This window comes from Thalassospira tepidiphila MCCC 1A03514 (genome assembly GCF_001662875.1).
GTDB lineage: Bacteria > Pseudomonadota > Alphaproteobacteria > Rhodospirillales > Thalassospiraceae > Thalassospira > Thalassospira tepidiphila.
The window spans coordinates 30495-55730 of the sequence record NZ_JPVZ01000010.1 but is presented as its reverse complement, the minus strand read 5'-3'; the positions used below and the strand labels follow the sequence as shown (position 1 = coordinate 55730).

At 53.9% G+C, this 25236-nt stretch carries 23 protein-coding genes; 8 read left to right on the top strand and 15 right to left on the bottom strand.

The genetic code is table 11. The features are described 5' to 3' along the window. Positions 1-16: 16 nt before the first annotated feature. The 3 genes from TH4_RS17475 to tldD all read right to left on the bottom strand — a co-directional run bounded on the left by TH4_RS17475 (position 17) and on the right by tldD (position 4600). Positions 17-1438 carry a FecR family protein gene (locus TH4_RS17475; RefSeq protein ID WP_064782130.1) on the bottom strand — a complete coding sequence of 474 codons (1422 nt, stop codon included), beginning with the start codon at positions 1436-1438 and terminating at the stop codon, positions 17-19. A gap of 2 nt (positions 1439-1440) precedes the next feature. Further along, entirely contained in the window at positions 1441-2913 is a 1473-nt protein-coding gene (locus tag TH4_RS17470) for a tetratricopeptide repeat protein (RefSeq protein ID WP_064782129.1), read from the bottom strand. A gap of 253 nt (positions 2914-3166) precedes the next feature. After that, entirely contained in the window at positions 3167-4600 is a 1434-nt protein-coding gene (gene tldD / locus TH4_RS17465; RefSeq protein ID WP_008891569.1) for a metalloprotease TldD, read from the bottom strand. Between the two features lie 209 nt (positions 4601-4809). On the opposite strand from tldD, the gene TH4_RS17460 reads away from it, so the two are divergent. Then, complete coding sequence (locus TH4_RS17460; RefSeq protein ID WP_064782128.1) at positions 4810-6078, top strand: DUF3422 family protein; 1269 nt, start codon at positions 4810-4812, stop codon at positions 6076-6078. Between the two features lie 19 nt (positions 6079-6097). Here TH4_RS17460 and TH4_RS17455 read toward each other — a convergent pair whose 3' ends face one another. After that, the gene (locus TH4_RS17455) at positions 6098-7153 is read right to left on the bottom strand and encodes a COX15/CtaA family protein (RefSeq protein ID WP_064782127.1); all 1056 of its coding nucleotides are present in this window, start codon (positions 7151-7153) and stop codon (positions 6098-6100) included. 252 nt (positions 7154-7405) lie between these two features. On the opposite strand from TH4_RS17455, the gene TH4_RS17450 reads away from it, so the two are divergent. Then, positions 7406-7966, top strand: a complete 561-nt coding sequence (locus TH4_RS17450) for a precorrin-2 dehydrogenase/sirohydrochlorin ferrochelatase family protein (RefSeq protein WP_064782126.1) — start codon at positions 7406-7408, stop codon at positions 7964-7966. Next, positions 7963-8706, top strand: coding sequence for a phosphoadenylyl-sulfate reductase (locus TH4_RS17445; RefSeq protein WP_083997180.1), 744 nt, complete (start codon positions 7963-7965; stop codon positions 8704-8706). Before TH4_RS17450 ends, TH4_RS17445 begins: the two co-directional genes overlap by 4 nt. A 49-nt stretch (positions 8707-8755) precedes the next feature. On the opposite strand, the gene TH4_RS17440 is transcribed toward TH4_RS17445, so the two are convergent. Together TH4_RS17440 and TH4_RS17435 are read right to left on the bottom strand one after the other, a co-directional pair. Beyond that, the gene (locus TH4_RS17440) at positions 8756-10204 is read right to left on the bottom strand and encodes a deoxyguanosinetriphosphate triphosphohydrolase (protein WP_245227986.1); all 1449 of its coding nucleotides are present in this window, start codon (positions 10202-10204) and stop codon (positions 8756-8758) included. Positions 10205-10316: 112 nt separating this feature from the next. Then, positions 10317-10736 (bottom strand): DUF4870 family protein, encoded by a 420-nt coding sequence (locus TH4_RS17435; protein WP_064782125.1) that lies wholly within the window; start codon positions 10734-10736, stop codon positions 10317-10319. A gap of 227 nt (positions 10737-10963) precedes the next feature. On the opposite strand from TH4_RS17435, the gene gor reads away from it, so the two are divergent. Beyond that, positions 10964-12325: a glutathione-disulfide reductase gene (gene gor, locus TH4_RS17430; protein WP_064782124.1), complete on the top strand. Its 1362-nt coding sequence runs from the start codon at positions 10964-10966 to the stop codon at positions 12323-12325. A 95-nt stretch (positions 12326-12420) separates the two neighbouring features. Here the strand turns inward: gor and TH4_RS17425 are convergent, their stop codons facing one another. Further along, the gene (locus tag TH4_RS17425; RefSeq protein ID WP_064782123.1) at positions 12421-13320 is read right to left on the bottom strand and encodes a hypothetical protein; all 900 of its coding nucleotides are present in this window, start codon (positions 13318-13320) and stop codon (positions 12421-12423) included. A gap of 121 nt (positions 13321-13441) precedes the next feature. Then, positions 13442-13906 carry an Lrp/AsnC family transcriptional regulator gene (locus TH4_RS17420; RefSeq protein WP_064782122.1) on the bottom strand — a complete coding sequence of 155 codons (465 nt, stop codon included), beginning with the start codon at positions 13904-13906 and terminating at the stop codon, positions 13442-13444. A gap of 159 nt (positions 13907-14065) precedes the next feature. Between TH4_RS17420 and TH4_RS17415 the strand changes: the two genes are divergently transcribed. Then, positions 14066-15082: a 1-aminocyclopropane-1-carboxylate deaminase gene (locus TH4_RS17415; RefSeq protein ID WP_064782121.1), complete on the top strand. Its 1017-nt coding sequence runs from the start codon at positions 14066-14068 to the stop codon at positions 15080-15082. A gap of 51 nt (positions 15083-15133) precedes the next feature. Here TH4_RS17415 and TH4_RS17410 read toward each other — a convergent pair whose 3' ends face one another. The 4 genes from TH4_RS17410 to TH4_RS17395 all read right to left on the bottom strand — a co-directional run bounded on the left by TH4_RS17410 (position 15134) and on the right by TH4_RS17395 (position 18910). Continuing rightward, positions 15134-16441 carry a TRAP transporter large permease gene (locus TH4_RS17410; protein WP_008891577.1) on the bottom strand — a complete coding sequence of 436 codons (1308 nt, stop codon included), beginning with the start codon at positions 16439-16441 and terminating at the stop codon, positions 15134-15136. Positions 16442-16514: 73 nt separating this feature from the next. Further along, positions 16515-17117 (bottom strand): TRAP transporter small permease subunit, encoded by a 603-nt coding sequence (locus tag TH4_RS17405; RefSeq protein ID WP_064782120.1) that lies wholly within the window; start codon positions 17115-17117, stop codon positions 16515-16517. Positions 17118-17272: 155 nt separating this feature from the next. Then, positions 17273-18301, bottom strand: a complete 1029-nt coding sequence (locus TH4_RS17400; protein ID WP_008891579.1) for a TRAP transporter substrate-binding protein — start codon at positions 18299-18301, stop codon at positions 17273-17275. Between the two features lie 21 nt (positions 18302-18322). Next, positions 18323-18910: a gluconokinase gene (locus tag TH4_RS17395; protein WP_064782119.1), complete on the bottom strand. Its 588-nt coding sequence runs from the start codon at positions 18908-18910 to the stop codon at positions 18323-18325. A 182-nt stretch (positions 18911-19092) separates the two neighbouring features. Between TH4_RS17395 and gntR the strand changes: the two genes are divergently transcribed. Then, positions 19093-20130: an HTH-type transcriptional regulator GntR gene (gene gntR, locus TH4_RS17390; RefSeq protein ID WP_064782118.1), complete on the top strand. Its 1038-nt coding sequence runs from the start codon at positions 19093-19095 to the stop codon at positions 20128-20130. Between the two features lie 6 nt (positions 20131-20136). Here the strand turns inward: gntR and TH4_RS17385 are convergent, their stop codons facing one another. Further along, positions 20137-20703 carry an IMPACT family protein gene (locus TH4_RS17385; RefSeq protein ID WP_064782117.1) on the bottom strand — a complete coding sequence of 189 codons (567 nt, stop codon included), beginning with the start codon at positions 20701-20703 and terminating at the stop codon, positions 20137-20139. Between the two features lie 69 nt (positions 20704-20772). After that, entirely contained in the window at positions 20773-21516 is a 744-nt protein-coding gene (locus TH4_RS17380) for a sulfite exporter TauE/SafE family protein (RefSeq protein WP_064782116.1), read from the bottom strand. A 382-nt stretch (positions 21517-21898) separates the two neighbouring features. On the opposite strand from TH4_RS17380, the gene TH4_RS17375 reads away from it, so the two are divergent. Further along, positions 21899-23284, top strand: a complete 1386-nt coding sequence (locus TH4_RS17375; protein ID WP_064782115.1) for a class II 3-deoxy-7-phosphoheptulonate synthase — start codon at positions 21899-21901, stop codon at positions 23282-23284. A gap of 83 nt (positions 23285-23367) precedes the next feature. Continuing rightward, a complete protein-coding gene (locus TH4_RS17370) occupies positions 23368-24831 on the top strand; it encodes a hypothetical protein (RefSeq protein WP_157097786.1) in 1464 nt (487 codons plus the stop codon). Here the strand turns inward: TH4_RS17370 and TH4_RS17365 are convergent. Next, a complete protein-coding gene (locus tag TH4_RS17365; RefSeq protein WP_064782113.1) occupies positions 24821-25195 on the bottom strand; it encodes a GtrA family protein in 375 nt (124 codons plus the stop codon). The two genes, TH4_RS17370 and TH4_RS17365, sit on opposite strands and share 11 nt — an antisense overlap. Between the last annotated feature and the right edge of the window lie 41 nt (positions 25196-25236).

Sequence of the window (25236 nt, the reverse complement as noted above, 5' to 3'; positions counted from 1 at the left end):
CGAAGGATCAAGAGGATCAATTCAATGTCCCGGATGATGCATTTCCATTCGGAACGTTCGTGGTCTTCACATTGAAATCGACATGTGTCGCATCCGTAAATGTCGCAGACGGATTACAGTTCATCGTATTGCAGGCGGCGTTGTAGCTAAAAGCACTGTTGTCAAAGGCGACATTCCCGGAGCTTGCTGAGTAGTCGAAACCGGAAAAGGACGCCGATCCACCTGTCCCTACGCCATCATTGATGCTGGTAAATGAAACATCGATCTTTCTGTTTGCGTAATCGACCGTTGTCGAGAAACTGTATGAAATTCCGCCGCCACTGACATTCAAGGTGCCTGTTGTGGCGCTACCACTCATTACCTGACGAAGTCCGTCATAGTTAAATGGGTCAGATGAGCCGCCTGAACTGCTTGTATTGTTGACCAGATTATTATTCAGGATCGACGTGGTTTCAGCGACATTTTGGGCGCTGTTGACTGTTCCGATTTGCGCCATGGCGACGTCAACGGCTTGTGCGCTGGTTGCGCCGGTCTGGTTTTGCGCCTGTCCGGTTTGCTGGCTCGTGACAACAGGCTGTTGAGTGGCTGATGAGGTCGAGTTTGCACCTGCCCCGGAATCCGAGCCACCACCAAGTGATGCGGTGCGCACAACATTCGCCGAAAAATCAAACGTCGCGGCACTGGTCGGGAAACGTGTGGGCGTGGTGACGTTGCGGTCTGAGACAAAGACGCCAAAGTTTTCGCCGGTCACGCTTTGCGAGCCGCCATTCTGGTTAAAGGCGGCAAAGGCGCCGGGCCGTGATGTTGTGTCATTACGCGAAAGGCCGGGCCCCTGATTGACCGCCATGAAAACCAGCTGGTTTGCGGTGTTTGCGTCGGTGGTATCAAAACTGCCCGGCACGATTTCGTTTGCCTGTTCGGCCGTCATGGATCGGATCAGGCCAATGGTGCCGCGAATACCAATCGAGCCGACCGGCAGGTTCACATCCATACTCGATGGATTGTTGAGCGGAATTTTACCGGTGACAAAGCGCATCACGCCCTTGGCCATATCGGCGACAATTTGTCCGTCGCCGGTGGCCGGGTCATAGACGAACTCGTCAATCGCAACGTCGCTGTTCGGGCCGATGGTAAACACCGTTTCATCAAGCAACAGGACCTGCATGCCCGAGTTGGCCGATGTAACGATCCGATCCCCCAGATAGACCGGCATGCCGCTTTCAACCAGAATGCCGACTTCGCCGGTGACTTTGGAAAGTGTGATTTCGCCGGTTACAGCGGCCGAGATGCCCGCCATTTCGGCTTCAAGTTCTGCACTGGCGGGTTTTGGCGCCATAAAGACTGTTGCGGCAATCAAAGGTGCGCAAAGCAACGTTGCGCCAGCAAACCGACGAATTGTCGCAGTCGATTTCAGGGGCGAATATTTGGCCATTTGCATCACTAGAACTCCCAGCGGCGTGTCAGAAATACCTGTGCACGTGCGTTATGGTATTCGTAGTTGGGAATGTTTGATTTTGTGTTCAGATACTCACCGGTGACCGACCAGTTGATCGGTGCCAGAAAGCCAAGTATCTGATTTGCCGTTTCGCTATCCCCAAACAAGTCGGTCGGCAATATCGTCGAAAGCGGTGCACCGTATGTCAGGCGGGTCCGAGTACTGCGATCCGTGCGATGTTGCGGCGAATTGCCGGTCGTCAAAAAATCCGGATCCCGGTACTGGTCCATGCCATAGCGGATGCTTCCGCTGATGTAACTTCCCCCGCCAAACAGATAAGCATGGATCAGCTCGCCGCTCAAGCTATTGTAACTGTAATAGTTTCTGGCGGCTTCCTTCATCCCGGCCGCAAAATTCACCGTCGTACGATGATTTGGCGACCAATTGTAGTTGCCGCCGATCCGTGCGCCATAGCGCTGACCCGAATGCAGGCGAAGCGCACTGGATTCAGATGTGTTCTGGTATCGCTCGTCAGAATAGCTGACATCGCCGTTCAGGTTAAAGAACGGGCGCACGTTCCAGTCCAGCCGCAGGCGGCCGGTCCTGGCGGTCAGGTACTTCTCGCGCGAAAGCGACTGTGCGGTCTGGCTGAGTGTCGGGGTCAGCATCCAGTATCCGCCGCGAATACGCGTGCCGATTTCTGCCGAAAAGGATCCAAGGTCCAGCGCGTCAAGCTGAACCTGGTCACTGCCATAACCGGTTAAACTTGCAAAAACCTCGTGGCCTTCCTGATAGCCAAGATCATAGCTGACGTCATAGCGAAGCGCCCCGATATAGGCGATGTCATTATTGGGTTTGTCGCCGCTTGCGGTGATGGTCGTCGGCGTGCCGGTCAGAAGTTGGACCTTGTCGTTCGGGGCCGCATTGCGGTTGCTGTCGATCTGGCTTCCCAGTGTCAAAGTCAGGCTTTGTGACAGGCGCTTGCGGCGGCGTTCGATGGCACTGACATACTGACGGATATTGGTTTCGACATCTGGCGAGATATCCATTTGCAACAGGCGATCAAACTGGCTGCGGGCCTCGTCCAGGCTATCAAGGCGATAAAGAACAATCGCGTAATACAGGCGTACCGGCGCCAGATCCGGGTCCAGAACAAGAATGCGTTCAAGGGTTGCCGATGCCCCGCGGACGTCACCACGCGCCAGCTGCGCCTTGGCCCAGCGGAAGTTGAGGACGATGTCATCGGGATTTGCAAGGATATCGGCATAGGTGATGTCGCCGCCATCATCAGTGCTCAGCAGAAAGTTCGCCCGTGCGGTTACGTCGGTGAGTCGCTCGAAATCTTCGGAAAACTGGCGTGCTTCGTCTGTACGCACATCAATGCTTTGCTGTGCGCTTACTTCGGTTGTTCCGATTGCAAGCGACGTTAGACCCGCTGCAATCAGCGCGGTAGCGTACTGCCATCTGCCTGTCGTCAAACTGCTTTCCTACCATTGGCAGGTCAGGACCGTCATCGGGTGCACGTAATGTCAGCAGAAAGTTTGGCGACGAAACCCGAATGGCGACCATAACCTGTTTGGAAACGATCAAATCAGATTATGGTCTTTGAAAAGACAGGGATAGCCATTCGGCAGGTTGGTGTTGCCATGTGTGGGTGGATAGTATTTCGCACCTTGCGTATAGTGAATTTACCGAAAGGTGGTTTTGCTCCTATCCATAGGTCACCCAGGGTTATACTGCAGTCCCGCCGACGGTCAGACCATCAATGCGGAGCGTCGGTTGCCCGACACCAACAGGAACACCTTGCCCGTCCTTGCCACAGGTACCGATACCATCATCAAGCGCCATGTCATTGCCGATCATGGAAACCTTGGTCAGGCTGTCTGGCCCGTTGCCGATCAGGGTCGCGCCCTTGACCGGTGCGCCAAGCTTGCCATCCTCGATCAGATAGGCTTCGGAGGCCGAGAACACGAATTTGCCAGATGTAATATCGACCTGACCACCGCCAAAGTTGACGGCATAGATGCCCTTTTTGACCGAGGCCAGAATTTCTTCCGGCTCCTTGTCGCCACCGAGCATATAAGTGTTGGTCATGCGTGGCATCGGGGCGTGGGCGTATGATTGGCGACGTCCGTTACCGGTGGATTTGACACCGGTCAGGCGCGCGTTCAGGCGATCCTGCATAAAGCCCTTGAGGATGCCATCCTCGATCAGGACGGTTTTCTGGGTTGGCGTGCCTTCATCATCAATGGACAGCGACCCGCGACGGTCATGGATGGTGCCATCATCAACCACCGTCACACCCGGCGATGCTATCCGCTGGCCCAGAAGCCCGGCAAAGGCAGAGGTGCCCTTGCGATTGAAATCACCTTCAAGGCCGTGACCGATGGCTTCGTGCAGCAAAATGCCCGGCCAACCCGGGCCAAGCACCACGGTCATTTCACCCGCCGGTGCGGCGACTGAATCAAGGTTCACAACCGCCTGACGGAGCGACTCATCAACCGCCTTTTTCCAGGTTTTCTCATCAAAGAACCCGTCATAACCAATCCGGCCACCTTCGCCGTGTGATCCGGTTTCCATGCGATCGCCCTGTTTGACAACGACCGAGACGTTAAAACGCACAAGCGGGCGAATATCGCCAATACGCTGTCCGCCGGAACGCCAGATTTGCACGGCCTGCCAGTTGCCTGAGATTGAGGCGGAAACCTGTACCACACGCGGGTCACGCGAACGCGCATAGGCATCAATCTGGGCCAAAAGGTCGACCTTGGCCTCAAATGTGGCCTCACCCAGCGGGTTCACGTCGGAATAAAGCGATACGTTCGTACCGATTGATCCCAGATCAACCTTGCCCGAGCGGCCCGAGCCAACCGCCTTGACGGTTTCGGCGGCACGCGCAACCGCGTCATTGGAGAGTTCGTTGGAATGCGAAAAGGCGGTCGCCTCGTCGGCAACAGCGCGCAGGCCAAAGCCCTGTGCGGTATCAAAGTTCGCACTGCGCAGGCGGCCATCATCCCAGACAAGGCTTTCGGATTGGCGATATTCAAGGAACAGTTCCCCGTCTTCGGCAGCGCTGAGTGCATCATTGACCTGTGTTTCAAGCCGGTCGCGATCAAGATCACCCTTGGCGAAAAACAGATTGTCGGTGGTGCGAAGATCGGTCATGGAACCTCCTTGGGGCCGCGATAACACGGCCAGAGAAAATGTCTTTCCCTGTACGATAATTCAGTTGAGGCAGTATTATCCCTTACTCAATTTAGGGTTTCTGATGCCTTCGACTTTCATCTATACAGGTACTTGTTCGGGCAGAGGACAAAGCAATGGCCCGAGTGGTTTATATAGACTGCAATAACCAATTATGAAAGCCCGTGGCAATGTTTGTCGAACATCCCCAGCGCGTCGCCCTTCATAATGAAATCCATGCCCGACCGTTTGGTGGTGTGACCAGCCCGGCGCGGTGTTCCTGCCTTGCCTTTCAAACGGGCGAAGACCTTGATGACGCGGTGCGCGACCACTTCACCGCCTTTTGCCATCGCTATAGCCTGACGCCACCAGCTGCAGATCAAAAATATTTCGAAGCCGCCTGTGATGGATTTTCCGTCATCTGGGAACGGCACGCGGAATTCACGGTCTATGTCTTCAAACGCACCGAGCCATTCGATAACCCGTTCGAAGACCCGGTGATCAATCTTGTGCCGCGCGACTGGCTTGATGAAACACCGGGACAATTGCTGGTGGGGTTGCATATCGTCGTCGACAAGGCTGAGCGGAGTGAGGATGAGCTTTCCCGGCTGTTTGATCACAATGGCCTGACCGGCAGCCGCATATTGGGGGGCACGGCACAGGTCTGGACGGATTTTCGCCTGCATGGCGATGGATTTGGGCGCATCCTGATCAAGGATTGCGGCCTCGAACACCTTCAGGCCGGGCGTCTGGTGCAGCGGCTTAAGGAAATTGAGGTCTATCGCATGATGGCGCTGCTGGCCTTTCCGTTGGCACATACGGCGACACCCAAGGTATCGGAAATCGATACCCGCCTGTCGGAAATCACCGCTGAAATGGCGAGTAAAACCCAGACCAATGACGAAGAAACACTCGCCAAACTGACCGACCTTGCCGCCCAGACCGAGGAAATGGCAGCCTCGCTCAATTACCGGTTCAGTGCAGCGCGGGCCTATTACCGCATCGTACAGGCGCGCCTTGGCGAACTGCGCGAAGAACGCATCGAAGGCATGCAAACCATTGCCGAATTCCTTGAACGCCGCTTGGCGCCAGCAATGCGGACCTGCCGGAATATCGGCGATCGGCTGGAAGTTCTGTCAAAGCGTGTCGCGCGAGCCAACAACCTGCTGCGCACCCGTGTTGATATCCTGCTTGAGGCGCAAAACCGCGACCTTCTGGCCAGCATGGACCGGCGTGTGAAACTGCAACTGCGCCTGCAACAAACCGTCGAAGGTTTGTCGGTGGCCGCCATCACCTATTATGCGGTCGGGCTTCTGGGTTACCTGTTCAAGGCGATCAAGGATACCGGCGTTCCGATCAACGACCGGGTTGCCACCGGTGTTGCCGTGCCACTGGTGCTGGGCGCGATCTGGTTTTCGATGCACCGCATCCGCAAGGCGCTGCATCGTGCCGATGACTAACTAACGATACGTCCGCGACTTAGGCCGTATCGCGCAGTTTGTAGGCGGCATAGGTTGTAGTCCCAACCAGAACAACCGCACCGGCCTGATGGGCGACACCCAGCGGTAGCCACACGACGCTCAGAAGCGTTGTGATGCCAAGCGTGACCTGCAGGCAGGCCGCAAGCAGAACCAGATGGGTGGCAAAGCGTTGGTTGGGGTTAAGGTCCCATTTGCCAGCACGCCACCAGAACACCAGCACCATCACGAATGTCAGTTTCGCCAGCCAGCGATGATCCCACTGCACTGTCATGTGGTCCTCAAATGGCGCGAGCCAGGCCGGATCAAACACGAACAGGCCATCGGGGATCAGTTGCCCGTCCATCAGCGGGAAGGTGTTGTATATGTGCCCGGCATTAAGACCGGCGACAAAGCCGCCGGACAGGGCGGTAAGCACAATCAGACACAGCAACTGCAAGGCGCGCGTTGACGCGGCTGTGGTTGTCACACGCGGGCTCAACTGTTGCAGGGCAACCCACAGCAGGGCGATGAAAATAACCAGTGCCAGACCGAAGTGCGCGGTCAGGCGATACTGGCTGACATCGGGGCGATCAACCAGACCGCTCATCACCATGTACCAGCCCATCAGGCCCTGCAGACCACCAAGGATGAACAGCCCCCAGAGCTTCCACTTGGTTGCGCGATCAATCGATTTCTTGGCCAGGAACCAGACAAACGGGATGAAGAACACGATCCCGATCAACCGTCCCCACAGGCGGTGGATGAATTCCAGCCAGAAGATCGATTTGAAATCCTCCACCGACATCCATGCGTTGATCTTCTGGAACTCGGGATACTGGCTGTATTTTTGATAAAGCGTTTGCCAGTCGGCCTCATTCATCGGCGGAATGATGCCGGTAAAGGGCCGCCATTCCACAATCGAAAGCCCGGATTCAGTCAGGCGCGTCAAGCCGCCGATCACCACCATGATGAACACCATCGCCGCACATGAAAACAGCCAGATGGCGACGTTTTTGTTGGCTTGTGGGTGCGCAAGGCTGACTTCGGACAGGGCAGGGGAGGCACTGCTGGACATCTGGACGCTCTCTTGACGATATCTTCTGGCGGACGGGTTTTGAAATTTGGCCCAATATAGGGCGATTTTGCAAGAATTGCAGGAAAAGCTTTACGGAAAAATCGGGTCTGATGGATCAGTCAGTTCGCAACTATTAAATACCAATATTTAGTGTTATTTATATATAAAACACATAAAAAATGTATTGAATAATTTGCTATCCACACTCATAGTCATGGGCAATAGAGAGAAACCCGCATTAGAGGATCGACGATGTTTCCCATCAATCTGGACCTGACGCGACTTTCGGTCGCTTTGGTCGGCAACGGTCAGTCCACCCTGAACCGTTTGCGCCAGTTTGACGGTGATGGGGCAAAATACGTTACCGTCTATTCTGAAGACCCGATACCCGAACTGGCCGAACAGGCCGGTGACCGGTTGCAGCGCTATTTGCCAAACTCGGCGGATGTCAACGCGGCTTCCATCATGTTTATCATCGACCTTGATCTTAAAAAGGCAGCCGAGCTGGCCTCCATTGCCAAGGCCGTTGGCACGATTGCGAATGTCGAGGACGTCAAACAATATTGTGATTTTTCATCGCCCGCGCGCATTCAGCGCGGTGATCTGATGATCACGGTTTCGACCAATGGGAAGAGTCCAAGACTTGCAGGACGCATTCGTCGTGCTATAGAGAACTGGCTTGATCCGAAATGGTCCGAACGTCTATCCATTCTTGCCGACCAGCGAGAGAAGTGGAAGGCCGACGGTGCTGATATGAAGCAGTTACTTGAGAAAACCGACGATTTTATTGATCGTCGTGGATGGTTGCCATGAATGTATTGCGCGAAGAAGATATTGTGACCGGCGGTTCGATGTCTACCGAAGAGGCAACAGACCGTGCTGCGGCTTTGCTAAGCCGTTATGGAGATCTGCAAGGTGTCGCTCTAATTGAACCGATGGTGCATGAAGAATTCAACGGCCGCATCACCATGACCTCATCCTTCGGGACAGAGGCCGCCGCCCTTCTGGCGCTGGTGGCCGAGGTCGACCGTGATTTGCCGGTGATCTTCCTTGATACCCGCAAGCTGTTTGGCGAAACGCATACTTATCGCGAAAAGCTGGTCGATCATTTGGGCCTGACCAATATCAAGATCATGCGCCCGGACGAGGAAAAGCTGAAGGCCGAGGACCCTAACGGCATGCTGTTTGCCTCGGACTTGGCGAAATGCTGCTACCTGCGCAAGGTGGAGCCGCTTCAGCGTGCGCTGGAAGGCTATGACGCCTGGTTGACCGGTCGCAAACGCTTCCACGGTGGCGAACGTGATGCGCTTCCGGTGATTGAACCGGCGGGTTCACGGATCAAGATCAATCCGCTGGCGGGGTACAAGCGCGAAGATATCGAAGACATCTTTGAACATCGCGCGTTGCCGCGTCATCCGCTTGAGGCTGAAGGCTTCCTGTCGATTGGCTGCATGCCCTGCACCGAACGTGTTGACCCCAACACAACCGATGTCCGTGCCGGACGCTGGGCCGGGCAGGACAAGACCGAGTGCGGCATTCACTACATCATCTAGGCCTGATCAGGCTTTCATGAAAAACCCGGCCAGATGGCCGGGTTTTTTGTTAAATGGTAATGCCCTGAAGCTTCCTGAACAGTGTCACCGCATAACGATCCGTCATGCCGGAAATGTAATCCATCACCCGCATCAGGCGGCTATAGAGGTCGGGTGCTGCCATTAGCTTGCCCGACAGAAGCTTGTCGATGCGGTCTGCCTGCGGTGGCAGGCGTTTGCCGTGGTTTTTATGCTCATCAATGTCGATGGCGGCCCGCACAAAGCTGTCCAGCAGACCATTGATGACCTCAAACCCGGCCATTTCAATCGGCAGGACATGCGGCGCGTTATAAATCCTTTGCACCGCCAGTTTCTTGCAGGCCTTGGCATAGGGGCCAAGCGGAGTGTTGGCCAAAAGATCACCTTCGATGGTGCCGGCAAGCAATGCGTCTTCATGTTCGATGAAGGCATCAACGGCCGCCTTGACCAGATTGCCAATCGCCTTGCCGCGCAGGAACCCGATCCGGTCGTCTTCGGATTTTTCGGCATACCAGCCTTCCGAACGCAGGTCTTTCCAGCGCTGTTCGGCATCGCCATCATATTTTTCCGGATGGCGGGCAATCGGGGCAAGGGCTCGTTCGACTTCCTCGAAACTGACACAGCCCAGTTCCCAGCCATCTTCAAGATCGACCACGGAATAACAAATGTCATCGGCCGCCTCGACCAGATAGACCAGCGGATGACGCCGCCATGCGCCATCAAACCCTTCAAGCGGGGACAGGCCACAAACCCTGGCAATCGCCTGCGCAATGTCGCGTTCGGCCTGATAATATCCGGGCTTTTTAAGGCCGGTATATTCCTTGCGGCGGGCGTCAGGAACCGATGTGCTGCGCGGATATTTGATGAAACTGCCCAGCGTGCCGTATGTCAGGTTAAGCCCACCGTCAAAGCGCTTCATTTCAAGCTGGCTGATGATGCGTAACCCCTGGGCGTTGCCTTCGAAATGACGCAGGTCTTCAAGTTCCGGCCCCGAAAGGCGTGATGTCAGCTCATCCTTGGCAAGGCGCGATGTGGTGAACCATTCATTGATGGCGTCCTCGCCAGAATGCCCGAATGGCGGGTTGCCGATATCGTGGGCAAGGCACGCGGCCTGCACCATATAGCCGATATCGGCCACGGTGGTTTCCGATCCCTTGGGCAGGTTTTTGACGATATGCGCGCCTGCCATCAGCCCCAATGACTGCCCGACCGAGCCGACCTCGATCGTGTGGGTCAGGCGGGTATGGACATGATCGTTTTCGGATAAGGGGTGAACCTGCGTCTTGTTTTGCAGACGACGGAACGAGGATGAGAAGATTACCCGATCAACATCGATCTGAAACGGGCTTCGGCCATCGGGTGTCGGATAGGGGGCACCTTCGGGCAGGCGAATTTTGCCATCCTTGAATTCAAGCCGATGAGAAGAAAGAAGATCTTCCCAGCGCATTTTATCGCCGGAACCCTGTACAGACGACGCCACTTTTTACCCCTGTCCAAATCAAATGTTATTTTCGGGCAACTTTAACGGGCCGGGGAGTCCGGTGCAATCGGACAAACAGTCTTTGACCCGATTGCACCGCGTTTATGGGCGATCAGCCAAAGAACCAGCTTTGCGGGTTATCAACCGGGCGGCCATTCAGCGCACGCAGAAGGCCGATCACATTACGCCCGATAAACCAGGCGGTGGTGTAAAGCGCCATCAACCCGACAACAGCCCAACCCAGAAGCGGGATCCAGCCAATCACGAAGGTGAAGAAGCCAAGAATGATAGCATAAAGGATGCTGATCCAGAATGTCCGGATGACAAACGTGTAGTGGCTGTTGGTCCAGTGATTGTCGTCTTCGCGCGCGACATAGGACACAATCAGCGCAATCAAACCGGTGGCAAAGGCCGTAAACAGGGTTGCGATCATCAGCCCGTAACAGACAGCGGCCGTATTCCCGCCGCGCTCGTCAGTATAGCGCGGTGCATTGTCAAAAGACGCATCCTGACCGTGGATATGGTCGTTCATGGATAAAATCCTATCAAGTTGTCGCAATCCCCATCGCGTCTTTGCCATCATATAGCGCGAAAGTTTATAAAAGCTATCCCATAGCGGCATCTTGCGCCTTTGCGGGCACATTGGGGCCCTTTCACGCGGATTTTACGCCCGGTTTACCGTGTTTTGCCTCGACTCTTGGCAAATTCGCCCTACATTTGGCGCCATGTTGTCAATTGACCAAAAACAGGAATTTCCGCATGTCGGACTATGATTTTGATTTGTTTGTTGTTGGTGCCGGTTCGGGTGGTGTGCGTGCCGCGCGCGTGGCATCGGGATATGGTGCCAAGGTTGCCATCGCCGAAGAAAGCCAGGTCGGTGGTACCTGCGTGATCCGTGGCTGTGTACCGAAAAAACTGCTGGTCTACGGCGCACACTTTGCCGAGGATTTCGAAGATGCCTCCGCCTATGGCTGGACCCTTCCGGGTGAGCCGAGCTTTAGCTGGAAGACCCTGATCGAAAACAAGGATACCGAGATCAATCGTCTCAATGGCATCTATAAAAGCCTTCTGAAGGGATCGAATGTCGAGCTGTTTGAAAGCCGTGCGGTCCTGAAAGATGCCCATACCCTTGAGGTCGGCGACAAAACGGTGACCGCCGAACGCATTCTGATTGCAGTTGGTGGGACGCCGGTGATGCCTGATATCCCGGGCATCGAACATGCCATTTCATCCAATCAGGCCTTCCACCTCGAAGACCTGCCAGAACGCATCGCGGTTGTTGGCGGCGGTTACATTGCCGTTGAATTTGCCGGTATCTTTGCCGGTCTTGGCGCAAATGTGACCCAGTTCTATCGCGGCGATCAAATCCTGCGCGGTTTTGATAACGATATCCGTAACCATCTGGCCGCTGAAATCGTCAAAAAGGGCATTGATCTGCGTCTGGAGACCAATGTCACGGCGATTGAAAAGAACGACGACGGCTCGCTCAGCCTGACACTGACCGGTGGTGGTCATCAGGAAGTTGATGCCATCATGTTTGCCACGGGGCGTGAACCCAAAACCCACGGTCTGGGTCTTGAACAGGCCGGGGTGGAATTGAACGACCGCGGGGCGATCAAAACCAATGCCGGTTTGCAGACCAGCGTGCCAAACATCTATGCCGTTGGCGATGTCCGCGATCACGTGCAACTGACGCCGGTCGCGATCAAGGAAGGCATGTCATTTGCCGACACAGTCTATGGCGGCAAGCCTTGGTCGATGTCCTATCAGGCCATCCCGACCGCTGTCTTCAGCCAGCCACCGGTTGGCACCGTCGGGCTTTCCGAGGAAGAAGCGCGCGACAAGGGCAAGGATATCGAAATCTATAAATCGACCTTCAAACCGATGCGCCACACCCTGTCGGGCCGTGATGAAAAAACGCTAATGAAACTTGTGGTCGACAAAACCACCGATGTGGTGCTTGGCGCGCATATGGTCGGCCCGGATGCGGCTGAAATCATTCAGGGCATCGGCATTGCTGTCCGCATGGGCGCAACCAAGGCCCAGTTCGATCAGACTGTTGCTGTTCATCCGTCAGCGGCGGAAGAATTCGTCACCATGCGCTTCCCGGTCGCGAACTAATTCTCTTATTGACTGATTTTGGTGGAAGAAAGGCGGCGACAAATCGCCGCCTTTCTTGTTGAGGATTTTCTCGTATAAGTCTTGGGCGCTGACACCTAAATTCCGGATTTCCCAAAAATCACGTTTATACTGCTAAGTGTTTGAATTTTATCGCCAAAAATACTTTCGTATTCCAGTGAAACTGCGATGCCTTTCATTGACAAGCTATAGGGACACAGCTCGAATGGAGCGGAGCTGCATAGTTTTTGCCTAGCTTCGTTATCGGATGGAAAGTTTGTTCCCCTAGTTTGTCCAATATACTTCCAGCCATTAGTTTTCGGAATCAAAACTTCGGCTAGTTCGGAGATGGAGATAATAGGAAATTCATAAGAATTTCCTGACCTGATTATTAAATCACTTCTATGAAAAGTTTTGTGTACATTGGTTTTATCCAGAAGTTCTGATTTTGGTGTGAAAAATCGGGCCTTAACGTTTTTTGCAGATACGGTCGCCAAATTTTCAACTCTAACTGTGAGATAAGTTTTGTCGGAACCGACGTAGTTTTTTAGATCTGCACCGACAATCGTTAACTTGGTGGGGTTCTGATCTTTTACTAGTAGTTCACTGGGTGATAATTGTGGATCTACTGTAGTTAGAGATGGGATCAATTTTGCTTGTAGGTCGGTCCATACTGCTCTCGTGCATTCTTGGGAAGCCAAGACGATTGCCGACAGATCTTCTTGTAAGACACCTTGGTATGTTCCGCGGCTAAATTCAGCAGCGCCTGAAATGTTCAAGTCAACCAATTTCCTAAAAAGCATGTTCAGTTCTAATGTAGCTTCGCCGTCTAGAGTTACGGTAGTGGTTTCGCCATCTGTGGGTATGTTGTTACAAAGCGCCGAAGCTGTTTTCTGGATCAGATCGATCGCTTGTTTCTGCTGGTCGAGCTCGATGGCTCCTACAGAGTAGCTAGAAAGTAAAGAAATGGCGGCAAAGATTGGGGCAATGCGGTACATAGAAAGCCTTTCGTGTCAAATTCAACGTGGGTTTGCTTCATTCTTTCGTGGCCTAATTAGTACTTTAGATAAACTCACGAACAGCATGTTGTAGTTTTTTGAAGTTTCGATAGTCTTGTGTTCAAAATGGTAGTGGCGCGTTATCGACCACTTCCTTCATGACAAAGAAAGTGCGGGTTTGGCGCACACCGGGCAGGGCGATCAGTTGATCACCGTGCAGGCGATTGAAGTCGGCCATATCGCGCACCCGGATTTTCAGGAAATAGTCGAAATCGCCCGCTACTAGGTGACAATCGAGAATGAAGGGCATGGTGCGACAGTTTGCCTCGAACTCGGCGAAGCTTTCGGGTGTTGAGCGATCAAGCACCACGCCGACAATCACCAGGGCACTGCGGTCGACTTTTTCCGGCGCGATCTGGGCACGGATGTTTTTGACGTAGCCTTCCTCAAACAGCTTTTGTGTCCGACGGTGGCAGGTGGCAGCACTTACATTGACCTGTTTGGCAATTTCGGCATTGCCCATGCGGCCATCTTGCTGCAACAGGCGCAAAATCTTGAAGTCGATCTTGTCAGGCTCGAAATGCATGAAAGAACCTTCCCTAAATTTACCAATTAATGGAACAAATGGTGATTTGATCAAAGTGTGATGGTCTGAGCCGGGAAAATCAATCCGAACTACGAGAGCACCTTTCAAACGTGTCGCGCTAGCCTGAAGACGGTTTCAATCAGTTTTCAGGAGTGTCCGATGAATTTGCACAAGTTCGAAAAATATCCGCTGACCTTTGGCCCAACCCCGATTGAGTCTTTGCCGCGCCTGTCCGCCCATCTTGGTGGTGATGTTGAACTTTACGCCAAGCGCGAAGACTGCAATTCCGGTTTGGCTTTCGGCGGGAACAAGGTCCGCAAGATGGAATATATCATTCCCGATGCGATCAAATCCGGGGCGGATACGCTGGTGACCATCGGTGGCGTGCAATCCAACCATACCCGGCAGGTCGCTGCAATCGCTGCCAAGATCGGGATGAAATGCCGGTTGGTGCAGGAAAGCTGGGTGCCATTCAATGATGCGGTCTATGACCGTGTAGGCAACATCCTGATGAGCCGGGTGATGGGCGCGCAGATCGAACTGGTCGATGAAGGATTTGACATCGGTATTCGCGAAAGCTGGGAAGCAGCCCTTGAGGATGTAAAGGCCAAGGGCGGTGTGCCCTATGCCATTCCTGCCGGGGCATCGGTTCATAAATATGGTGGCCTTGGTTTCGTTGGCTTTGCCGAGGAAGTTCGTGCGCAGGAAGCCGAACTTGGCTTCAAGTTTGATTATGTCGTCGTCTGTACCGTGACAGGCTCAACCCATGCCGGGATGGCAGTCGGCTTTGCCGCAGATGGTCGAGCTGACAAGGTGGTCGGTATTGATGCGTCGGCAACACCGGATCAGACCCGTGCACAGGTGCTTGCGATTGCACAGAAAACCGCCGATCTGGTGGAGCTGGAAGGTGGCATTTTGGACCGGGATATCACCCTGATCGAAGATTACGCCTATCCACTCTATGGTGTGCCGTCTGAGGAAACCAACGAAGCCATCCGTCTTTGTGGACGCCTTGAAGGCATGATGACTGATCCGGTTTATGAGGGGAAATCGATGCAGGGAATGATTGATCTGGTGCGCAAGGGATACTTCCCCAAGGGATCGAAAGTCCTTTATGCTCATCTTGGTGGCGTGCCTGCGATCAATGCATACAGCTATATCTATCGCAACGGCTAACCGGCGCGGGAAATGAAAAAGGGCGGAGCCAAATGGCTCCACCCTTCGTTTTTAGCCCCCGGCAAGGCCCGGGAAGATGATCAGAAGTGCCACGGCCAAAATCTGCAGGCAGATAAACGGCAGAAGCGACTTGAAGATATCGCCAAGCGATATGTCGGGTGGCGCGACCGATTTCAGGTAAAAGGCCGCAGGCCCGAATGGCGGCGACAGGAAGCTGACCTGCATGTTCATGGCAAACAGCACGCCAAACCAGACCGGGTCGTAGCCAAGCTCTTTTACGATCGGCACAAAGATCGGCATGGTCAGAAGCGCGATACCGACCCAGTCAAGGAACATGCCCAGCACGAACAGGATCAGCATCATGAACAGGATGATGATGGTTGGATCATCGGAAATGCCGGTGATCAGGGTTGAGACAAACTTGATCCCGCCCATCAGGTTGAATACGCCGACAAGGGCAGATGCGCCGATGCCGATCCAGACAATCATGCCGCAGGTCGAAAGCGTTTGAAGTGCTGCCGCCTTAAGCATCGGAAGCGAAAATTCACGCCGCAGAACAGTTGAGGCGATCACACCGGCCACACCGACGGCCGATGCCTCGGTCACGGATGCGATGCCACCATAGATCGACCCCAGAACGCAGAACACGACCAGAATGGGCAGGAAAAGGCCCTTGAGCAGGCGGATCTTTTCTTCGCGCGGGATTTTTTCGGTCTGCGGCGGCGGGGCGATGTTGTTGCCGGTGTAAGAACGGAACAGCACATAGGCGACATAGAAGCCCGCCAGCATGAAGCCCGGCAAAAAGGCCGAGGTGAACAGATCGCCAATCGATACGTTCGCGGTCAGGCCATAAATGATCAAAACAATCGAAGGCGGCACCATGGTGCCCAGCGACCCGCCAGCACAGACAACGCCGATAGCAAGGTTCTTGTCATAGCCCTGACGCAGCATCTGCGGCAGGGCGATCAGGCCGAGTAGAACAATTTCGCCGCCGATGATACCGCTCATGGCAGCCAGGATCACGGCAACAAAGATCGTTTGAACCGCAACGCCGCCTTTAAGGCGTCCGCCAAACAGGCGCATGGCATCAAACAAATCGCGTGCAATACCGGATCGGTCAAGGATGGCCGCCATCAGGACGAACATCGGCACCGAGACGAAAACAAAGGATGAAACGAATGAATAGACCCGGCTTGTGATCAGCGGTACTGCCATCGGGCCGAACCAGCCAAGGGTAAAGATCAAGGCAATCAACAGCGTGACAAATGCCAACGGCATGCCGGTCACAAGGAAACCAAGCAACATGACAAACATGGCAAGTGTGCCGAATTCGATGCCAAGAGACTGTAAATCAAACATTTAAATGTATCCTGTTGCGCTGCTTGGCATGGCCGTGCAAAGACGCATCAATTGATTGGGCACGAGGCGCTGATTATTCGGTCGAAGTGTGGGATGCCGGCATGATCGGTGCCTTGCGGGCATAGTTGAAGGCCTGAACCAGGAACTGAACCATCAATACAATCAGGACCACCAACAAAAATACCTTGAGGATGCCCGGATAAGGCGCATTGAACGCACTGCCGGTTGTTTCAAGGTGGATGTCACCAGTGGGCGTAAAGACGGCACGTTCAACCATCAGCCAGGCGGCCCAGGCAAAGAAGCCCGATGCGATCATGCAGACCAGAGAAATACAGATATCAAGCGTCTTGCGCATTTTCGGTCCGGCAATGTCATAAAGCAGGACAACACGAATATGCTTGTCGCGCGCGGCACAATAAAGGCCGCCAAACACAAAGCCGACAGCGCAGATAAAGGTCGTGGTTTCATGCGCCCACAAGGTAGGGCTGCCAAAAACGTGACGTGCCACGATCTCATAAATCAACGTCGCCATGGAAAGCAGAAATCCAATGGCGAACACGCTGGAAACCTTTGTAATCATCTGGCCCAGAAGACCGGACACCTCAGTTGCCTGATCGGTGCTTTCTTCAAGTTCGGGAAGTTCGGGCAACGGTGAGTGTTGCGGGGTGTCAGACATTTCTGCGTTCCTTGCATCAACAGGAAATACAATCCGGCAAGGAGGGAGGCCTTCAGTCCCGATACGTCTCGGATCACGGAACCAGCCGGATTGTATCCCAGCAGTTTGCCGGCAGCAACACGGTGCGTTGCTGCCGGCGAAAAAGCTGTTCTGTCTTAGATCATACCCTGTGACTTAAGGTAGTCTACAAGGGTGTCGTATACACGCTGTGCATCTTCGGAACGTGCCGCGACTTTTTCCCACTGGCTGGTGGCAATCTGACGGAATTTCGCACGCTCTTCAGCCGACCAGTTGTGGATGGTGACGCCACCTTCCGAACGGGCCTTGGCAACAGCTTCCATGTCTTTCATCGCCAGACGTGCATCCATGTCATGGGCCAGATCACGGACCGACATTTCAAGGATCGCCTGGATATCAGCCGGCATGGAATCCCACTTGGTCTTGTTGATCGATACTTCAAGCATCGGCATGGAGTGGAAGCCCGGATAGACCGGATGTTTTGCAACATCATGCAGACCCATGGCCTGGTTGGTCGAGAACACGGTCGCATCCGCAGCATCGATCACTTTTTTATCAAGCGAGGTGAATACTTCGGACTGCGGGATGTTCACCGGCGATGCGCCGGCTGCTGCGAAGACCTGCTGAACCATGCCTTCCGGGGCACGCATTTTCAGGCCTTTAAGATCGGCAACGCCATCAAGCGGGACAGAGGAAACAAATGCTTCCAGGCCCGGGGTAACGGCACCGACGAACTGCAAACCACGCGGGTTCAGAAGGCTGTTCATCAGTTCCTTGCCGCCGCCATATTCAACAAAGCGCAGCATTTCGGACGGTGCCGACCACGCGCCAACCGGGTTGGCGATCAGGCCGAATGCCGGATCTTTACCGGTGAAATAGCTGGTGTCGGTGATGTGACCGTCAAGAATGCCAGCCGCAATTGCGTCCTGGGTTTCGGCATGTTCGACAATCGAGTTAACCGGCAGCATTTCCACGGAAACGCGGCCACCGGTCATGACGCCGACACGTTCGGCCCATTCCTGTTCCAGCTCAAAGTTAGGCACGCCAGCAGCATCGCTCGACTGCATCTTGAGGGTAAATTCCTGTGCATTGGCGGCAAACGGCGCCGTTGCAATCAGGGTTGCGATAAAGCCTGCACCTGCAAGCGATTTAAGAGTCTTGGTCATTCGTCTTCTCCCTAAAATGCCTTATTTTCCGGCAGTATTCTCTTTGATAAAGGAAAAACTGCCGTCTTCACGCTCCGCCAGTCGGTCAAGGACCGTGGCAACAACAGTTTCAAGCGGGGCATCGATAAAGACAGTCACGCAATTCTCGTCCGGCCCCGGCGGCTCGAGAGCTGTAAACTGGCTGTCTAAAAGTGCGGATGGCATGAAATGACCGACACGGCGTTCAAGCCGGGACAGGATTACTTCACGTGTGCCATCCAGAAAAACAAAGGTGATCGGGTCGAGGTGCGTGCGCAACACATCGCGATAGCGACGTTTAAGCGCAGAACAGGCGATGAAAATGGCCTGACCGGACTTTGCGCTTCCCTCTGAACTGGCAACCGAACCAGCCTGCGTGCGGGCCGCTGCTGCGACCGCATCAAGCCAGGGCCAACGCATGTCGTCATTGAGCGGAAGACCACGGCGCATGTGTTCGACATTCGTGCTTGGATGGTGATCGTCGGCGTCAAGATACATGGTATCTGTCATGCTTGCCAGACGACGCGCGACCTCGGTTTTGCCCGATCCGCTCACACCCATGACAACGACATACTGCGTTTGCCGGTTCATTGAATTCGATGCACTCACTGATTTTCAGGGCGGGTTTTACTCTTGGACTGCCCTGTTGTGTTATAATGTTAGCGCTAACATAATGTTAGCGCTAACATTGAGTCAACAGCCGAATTTCCGGTGTTTGCTTTACCGTCACAAGGTGCTTGTCGGTTTGGAAAAGACGTAATAAATGTAAGGTTATGAGGAAGCGCAAAGGGGCCGGACGGCCAACAATATCCGATGTTGCCGAACGGGCTGGCGTCAGCACCATTACGGTCTCACGCGCGTTGCGCGATCCGTCAAAGGTGTCTGATCACCTGCGACGAAAAATCAACGATGCGGTGCGCAAGCTTAATTATGTGCCCCATTCGCATGCCAGTGCGCTGGCCTCGACCCGATCAAATGTCATCGGTGTGATCGTTCCCTCGCTGACCAACAACGTGTTCGCCGATACGCTGCGTGCCATTTATGACGAGCTCTATCAGGGGCCGTTTCAGGTGCAGCTCGGCAACTCGCGCTATGTTGCCAAGGACGAGGAACGCCTTGTGCGCACCTTCCTTGGCCAGGGCCCTTCAGCCATGATTGTCGCCGGGGTTGATCAGACCGACGCAACCCGCGAACTTCTTGAAAATGCCGAATGTCCGGTGGTTCAGGTCATGGATATCAGTGATGACCCGATCGACATGATGGTCGGTTTTTCGCATTTTGAAGGCGGGCGGGCCGCCGGGGTGCATCTGGTGCAAAAGGGCTACAAACGCATCGGTTTTCTTGGCGCGCGCATGGATCCGCGCTCCCACCGCCGTATGGAAGGCTTCAAGGAAGCCTTGCGCTCAGGCGGGCGATACGACCCGGACCTGATGATGACAACCACCGATTCCTCAAGTGTTTCGCTTGGCGGGCATTTGATCGAACAGTTGCGCAAATGTCGCCCGGACCTTGATGCCGTATTCTGCAACAATGATGACATGGCGCTTGGCGCGCTGTTTGGCTGTCAGAAGGCGGGTATCTCGGTCCCCGACGAAATGGGGATCATCGGTTTTAATGATCTTGAAATGATGGCGGCAAGCTACCCGTCACTGACGTCCATCCGAACCGACCGTTATCAGATCGGCAAACGGGCTGTGCAAATGATCAAAGCGGTGCTGGACGGCGAAACCCCCGAACAAAAAATCATCGATCTTGGTTTCGAACTTCAATGCCGTGAAAGCACCATGCGCCCGAAGTCAAAAGCGCGCTAGTAACTCTCACTCAGGCATTGGAAACTGAACGCTAAGCTCTGCCAGGCGTTCACGTGGTCCGGTGATTTTGATGCGCGTTCCGTCGGTATCAAACTGACGATCCAGGATGGTGATGCCGCCCTCTGCACAGGCTTGTTCCAGCGTTCCGGCATCGGAAAATCCGGCAAACAGTTCTGCCTCGCCCTGCGGAATGTATTCGATGATCTCGGCAATATCGCAAACCGCATTGGCCGCCCCGCTATAGGCGCGCACCAACCCGCCAGTTCCCAGTTTTGTTCCACCGAAATAGCGGGTCACAATTACCGCAACATTGATCAGATCACGTCCCTGAAGGACCTTAAGGCACGGAATGCCTGATGTGCCGGATGGTTCCCCGTCATCCTTGCCGTGTTCAATCAGCTGGCCTTCGTCATTAAGATAGCGATAGGCGTTCACATGATGATTGGCCTTGGGATGAAGGCTGCGCAATTCATCAATCCGCTTGGCCAGATCGTCATGAAAAACGAGTTCGGCCAGAAAGCGGGACTTCTTTTCTTCGGTTTCGGCAAAGGCAGGGCGGGCGATGGTTTTCATGGCGAAGTGCTATCAGAAATGGCCGGGTTGTGCCAGATGACATCTCCGACCCGCGCTGGCGTTCGACCGTCAAGACGCAAACAGTTTGCCAACCAGAATGACGCCAAAAATGATCAGCATGATCAAAACAACCTTGCGGAAGGTTTCCGCATTCATTCGATCCCGCACACGCGTGCCCAGCTTGGTGCCCAAATAAACCGGTACCAACCCGGCCAGCGATATCCACAGCGTTTCAATCGTCATCAGCCCCAATCGCGCAAGGCCGAGTGCCATGACGATGCTTGAAAGACTGAACGAGATATTGATGGCCGTCAGGAAGCGTTTGGGCTCAAGCCGCATGGAAAGCAGGAAGGGCAACACCGGCATGACCTGTGATCCTGTGATGCCGTTGATAAGGCCGGTGGCAAAACCTGATATCGGGGCCAGTCGCCGTGCAAGCTTGTCAGATAGCGGCTTGCCATGACGAAACAGCGTAATCGCCCCATAATTCATCAACACCAACCCCAAAACCGCCCCGGCCAGAATGCTGTCGACCATTTCAAGCACAGCAAGCCCGATCAGAATGCCCGGAATGGTCGCGAGAAACATCGGCCAGAACCGGTTGATCGTTTCACGAAAGTGACCCGCCTGCGCCATGATGATGGAATTGCTGACAAGCGATGGAATGATCACAAGCGGCATACCCGCCTTAAGCCCCAGCCCAAGAGCCAGGATCGGGAGGGCTGAGGTCGAAAAGCCAAGCCCGGTTGCCCCTTTGACAAAGGCGGCAACGAAATAGGCGCAGGCAATTATCGCAAGTGTTTCAAGGGGCATTGGGGATCCGGCTGATCGGTGGCGCTGGTGGTGGTAGGCGCTCGCAGTGTGCCCGCAAATCATGAACTGTGCAATTGGTCTGATGATTGGGCAGTGCCGGATTCGCACTACCTTGTTTGGTATGACGAATTGGCATTCGCCGGTGTCACATGCATGAATTCACGGTTATGAGTGGAATTTTGCGTGGTTTTTGGGCCCGTTGGCAAAAAATTGCGAGATTTTATTGTCCATACGTCGAGAAGGGGTGGAAATGCGTTTGCAAAACCCGTATCAAGTTTGGCCCGGTTGCATGACCGGATGCCAAGGCGGAAGACCGCCGGACAACTGGATTTGTGTTATAATGGCGGCATGATGATGAACATGCCGGATTGAGAGGAAGCAAATGAGCAAGAGCTGGAGCATTGAAAGCTGGCGTAACCTGCCGATCAAGCAGGTGCCGACTTATCCTGATGCACAGGCCGTAAAGGCCGTAGAGCAAGAGCTCGGCAGCTATCCTCCTTTGGTGTTTGCTGGCGAGGCGCGCGCGCTTAAAGAAAAGCTTGGTGACGTTGCAGAAGGCAATGCCTTCCTGCTGCAGGGCGGCGACTGTGCCGAGAGCTTTAAGGAATTTCACCCCAACAACATTCGCGACACTTTCAAGGTGATGTTGCAGATGGCGGTGGTTCTGACCTATGGCGCGGCATGCCCGGTGGTCAAGGTTGGCCGTATGGCTGGCCAGTTTGCCAAGCCGCGCTCATCTGACACCGAAACCATCAATGGCGTCGAACTGCCAAGCTATCGCGGTGACGTGGTCAACGGGATCGAGTTCACCGAAGAAGCCCGTATTCCCGACCCGCAGCGCCAGATTCGCGCCTATAACCAGTCTGCAGCGACGCTGAACTTGCTGCGTGCCTTTGCGCAGGGCGGTTTTGCCGATCTGACCAAGATCCATCGCTGGAACCTGTCTTTTGTCGATGGCAGCCCGGCCGGTGAGCGTTACAGCAAGATGACCACCCAGATCGATGAGGCGGTTGCCTTCATGGAAGCATGCGGCATCACGGCTGAAAGCGCGCCGCAGCTGCGTGAAACCGATTTCTATACCTCGCACGAGGCGCTTTTGCTGGGTTATGAGCAGGCCTTGACCCGCCAGGATAGTCTTACCGGCGAATGGTATGATTGTTCGGCACACATGCTGTGGATTGGCGACCGCACCCGTCAGGCCGATCATGCTCATGTTGAATTCCTGCGTGGGGTGAAAAACCCGATTGGTATGAAATGCGGACCGACGATGGATGAGGATGATCTGATCCGTCTGATCGATATCCTTAACCCGCAGAACGAAGCCGGTCGTCTGACCCTGATCGCACGTATGGGGGCGGACAATGTGTTTGATAACCTGCCGCGTCTGGTCAAACGTGTTAAGGCCGAAGGCCGCAAGGTCGTGTGGTCCTGCGATCCGATGCATGGCAACACGATCAAGGCATCAAGCGGATATAAAACCCGTCCGTTTGACGCGATCCTGTCGGAAGTCAAAAACTTCTTTGACGTGCACAAGGCCGAAGGCACCCATGCCGGTGGCGTTCATTTCGAAATGACCGGTACGGATGTGACCGAATGCATCGGGGGTGCCCGCGAAGTGACCGAAGATGCGCTTTCGGATCGTTACCACACTCATTGCGACCCGCGCCTCAATGGCGGACAGGCCCTTGAGCTTGCCTTCCTGATGGCGGAAATGATCAAAAAAGAACGTGACAGTGTACGCGCAGAACAGATGGCTGCTTCTGCTTGATTTGATTGGTCGGGTTGATATTGTCACGGGCGTCCGATTGCCGGGCGCCCGTTTTCTATTGTATTTTTTAGGTGATTACTGCTGTGAAACGCTCAGCCTTTCCAGATTTTCGAGCGTCAACCTTTGACGACAGAAAACTGTACCTTTCCGTCATTTTTATGATCCTACTGTTCAAGATCGCTGTATTGCTCATTTGGGGGCCAGGAGTTGCACCGGATACCGGTGGATATACACGCTTTGCCGAGTTGATATTGGAAAGTTCGGATTGGTTGACCGACGCCGGTCTCGAGGACAGTGCAATGCCGACAACTGTCTTCAGAATAGCCGGATATCCTATGTTCATTGCGCTAACGCAATTGATCTCCTCAGAGAACTGGCAGTGGATTGTTGTTCTTTCACAGTTCTTGCTGTCCGCGGTATCGCTTTACAGCCTTTCGCGCCTTATCTCCGCGTTGGGTATGAAGCCTTTTTGGGGTGCGTTCTGTTTGCTGGCAACGGGGCTGTCATTCTCGTTGCTGTTGGACTCCATGATCTTGACCGACAGTTTTGCCACGAGCCTATTTGTGATTGTGCTTAGCGAAAACGCGGCAGCGACCTTGCGCGGACGCCCCTTTGGGTTTGTTCAAGCGCTGCTCTTTGGCATGCTGATCACCCTTGGCTTTCTCGTTCGAGAAGGAGTGGCGATACTGTCAATCCTGTTTGTCATACCGTTTTTAGTTCGAGCTTTTGTCGCGGAAAAGCAGCGGTGGAAATCATGCGCTGCAATCGCTGTTTTCTTTATTCCACTAATCGTGGCTACGCAATTGTATAAGACGTGGAATGAGGACCGGACTGGATATAGTTTTATCACATCAGGATCGCAAACCATCTACATGGTTGGGCTTGTCGACGCAGCAGAAAAAGATCAGAGAATATTCTCCGGCAATGAACCGGTAGACATAACCGCACGTGAAAAACTAAGCAATTACTCCTTCTCGGAGGTTCTCGCCGTTCAGTGGAGTTTGTTCGAGCAAGGGTGCGTTGCTCCAGAGTTGGCAAATATTTCGAAGCAGAAGTATTTCGAAAGCTGGGTTAACTATCCGGGTTCAATGCTGCGCATGACAATCGGGCACATACGTGAGAACTACGCGACGCTCACTTTCCGCCCGTTCGGCGCGATTAGGGAAACAGGTTTCTGGATTCACGGAGAAAAACCTTGGCCCGATTATCGGGAACTTCGCGAAAGTATGTTTGATGATGCGGCGGCATTCGCACTGTTCTCTGGCGAAATGGTCGAGCGCGTAATTGCTATCATCATTACTGTTGCTTTCGTGATTCTACCGATTGTCTGGCTTGTACGTCTTTATCTCGGCAAGAATGTGTGCAAGAGAGAAGTACTTGTCTGCGCGGCTTTGTGGGCAGTTTATTTTGGTGTGTTATTTGCACACGCTTTGGTCCACTTGGAAACGCGTTATCTTGCACCGGTGGTACCATTCTCAACACTGATTGGTTGTTTTTATCTTCAGCGTATTTTCGATCGGAAGAAGGTACTGGACGCTAGCTCCTGACGTCGTCGACAGGGTTATGTAACCATTTTTTTCCTGCGAGGAATTGTAAAGGGGCAGCGATTGCGACAACAACGAGCGGCGCGATGATATGTGGTACTGAAATTTGTAATGTAATCCACATAAGTGATGCGAATAAAAGAGAATAACCAGAATAAATCAGAAGTGATTTTCCTGCGTTTGCGAGCGTGAGCTTGGCGTTGAAAACAAAAGGTGCCATCATTGCGATCTGAATGACAAACGCTACTGCCAATGCACACCAGTAGGCAGTCATAGGTCCGAAAAACTGTAATGCTATCAGATAGGTCGAATAAGTCGCCGCGGTCGTAATTGCACCTAGTCCAATGAATTTAGCTATTGCTCTCATTTGGTCACTTGTCTCTGGTCGTTAGTGGCAAACGCCAACGG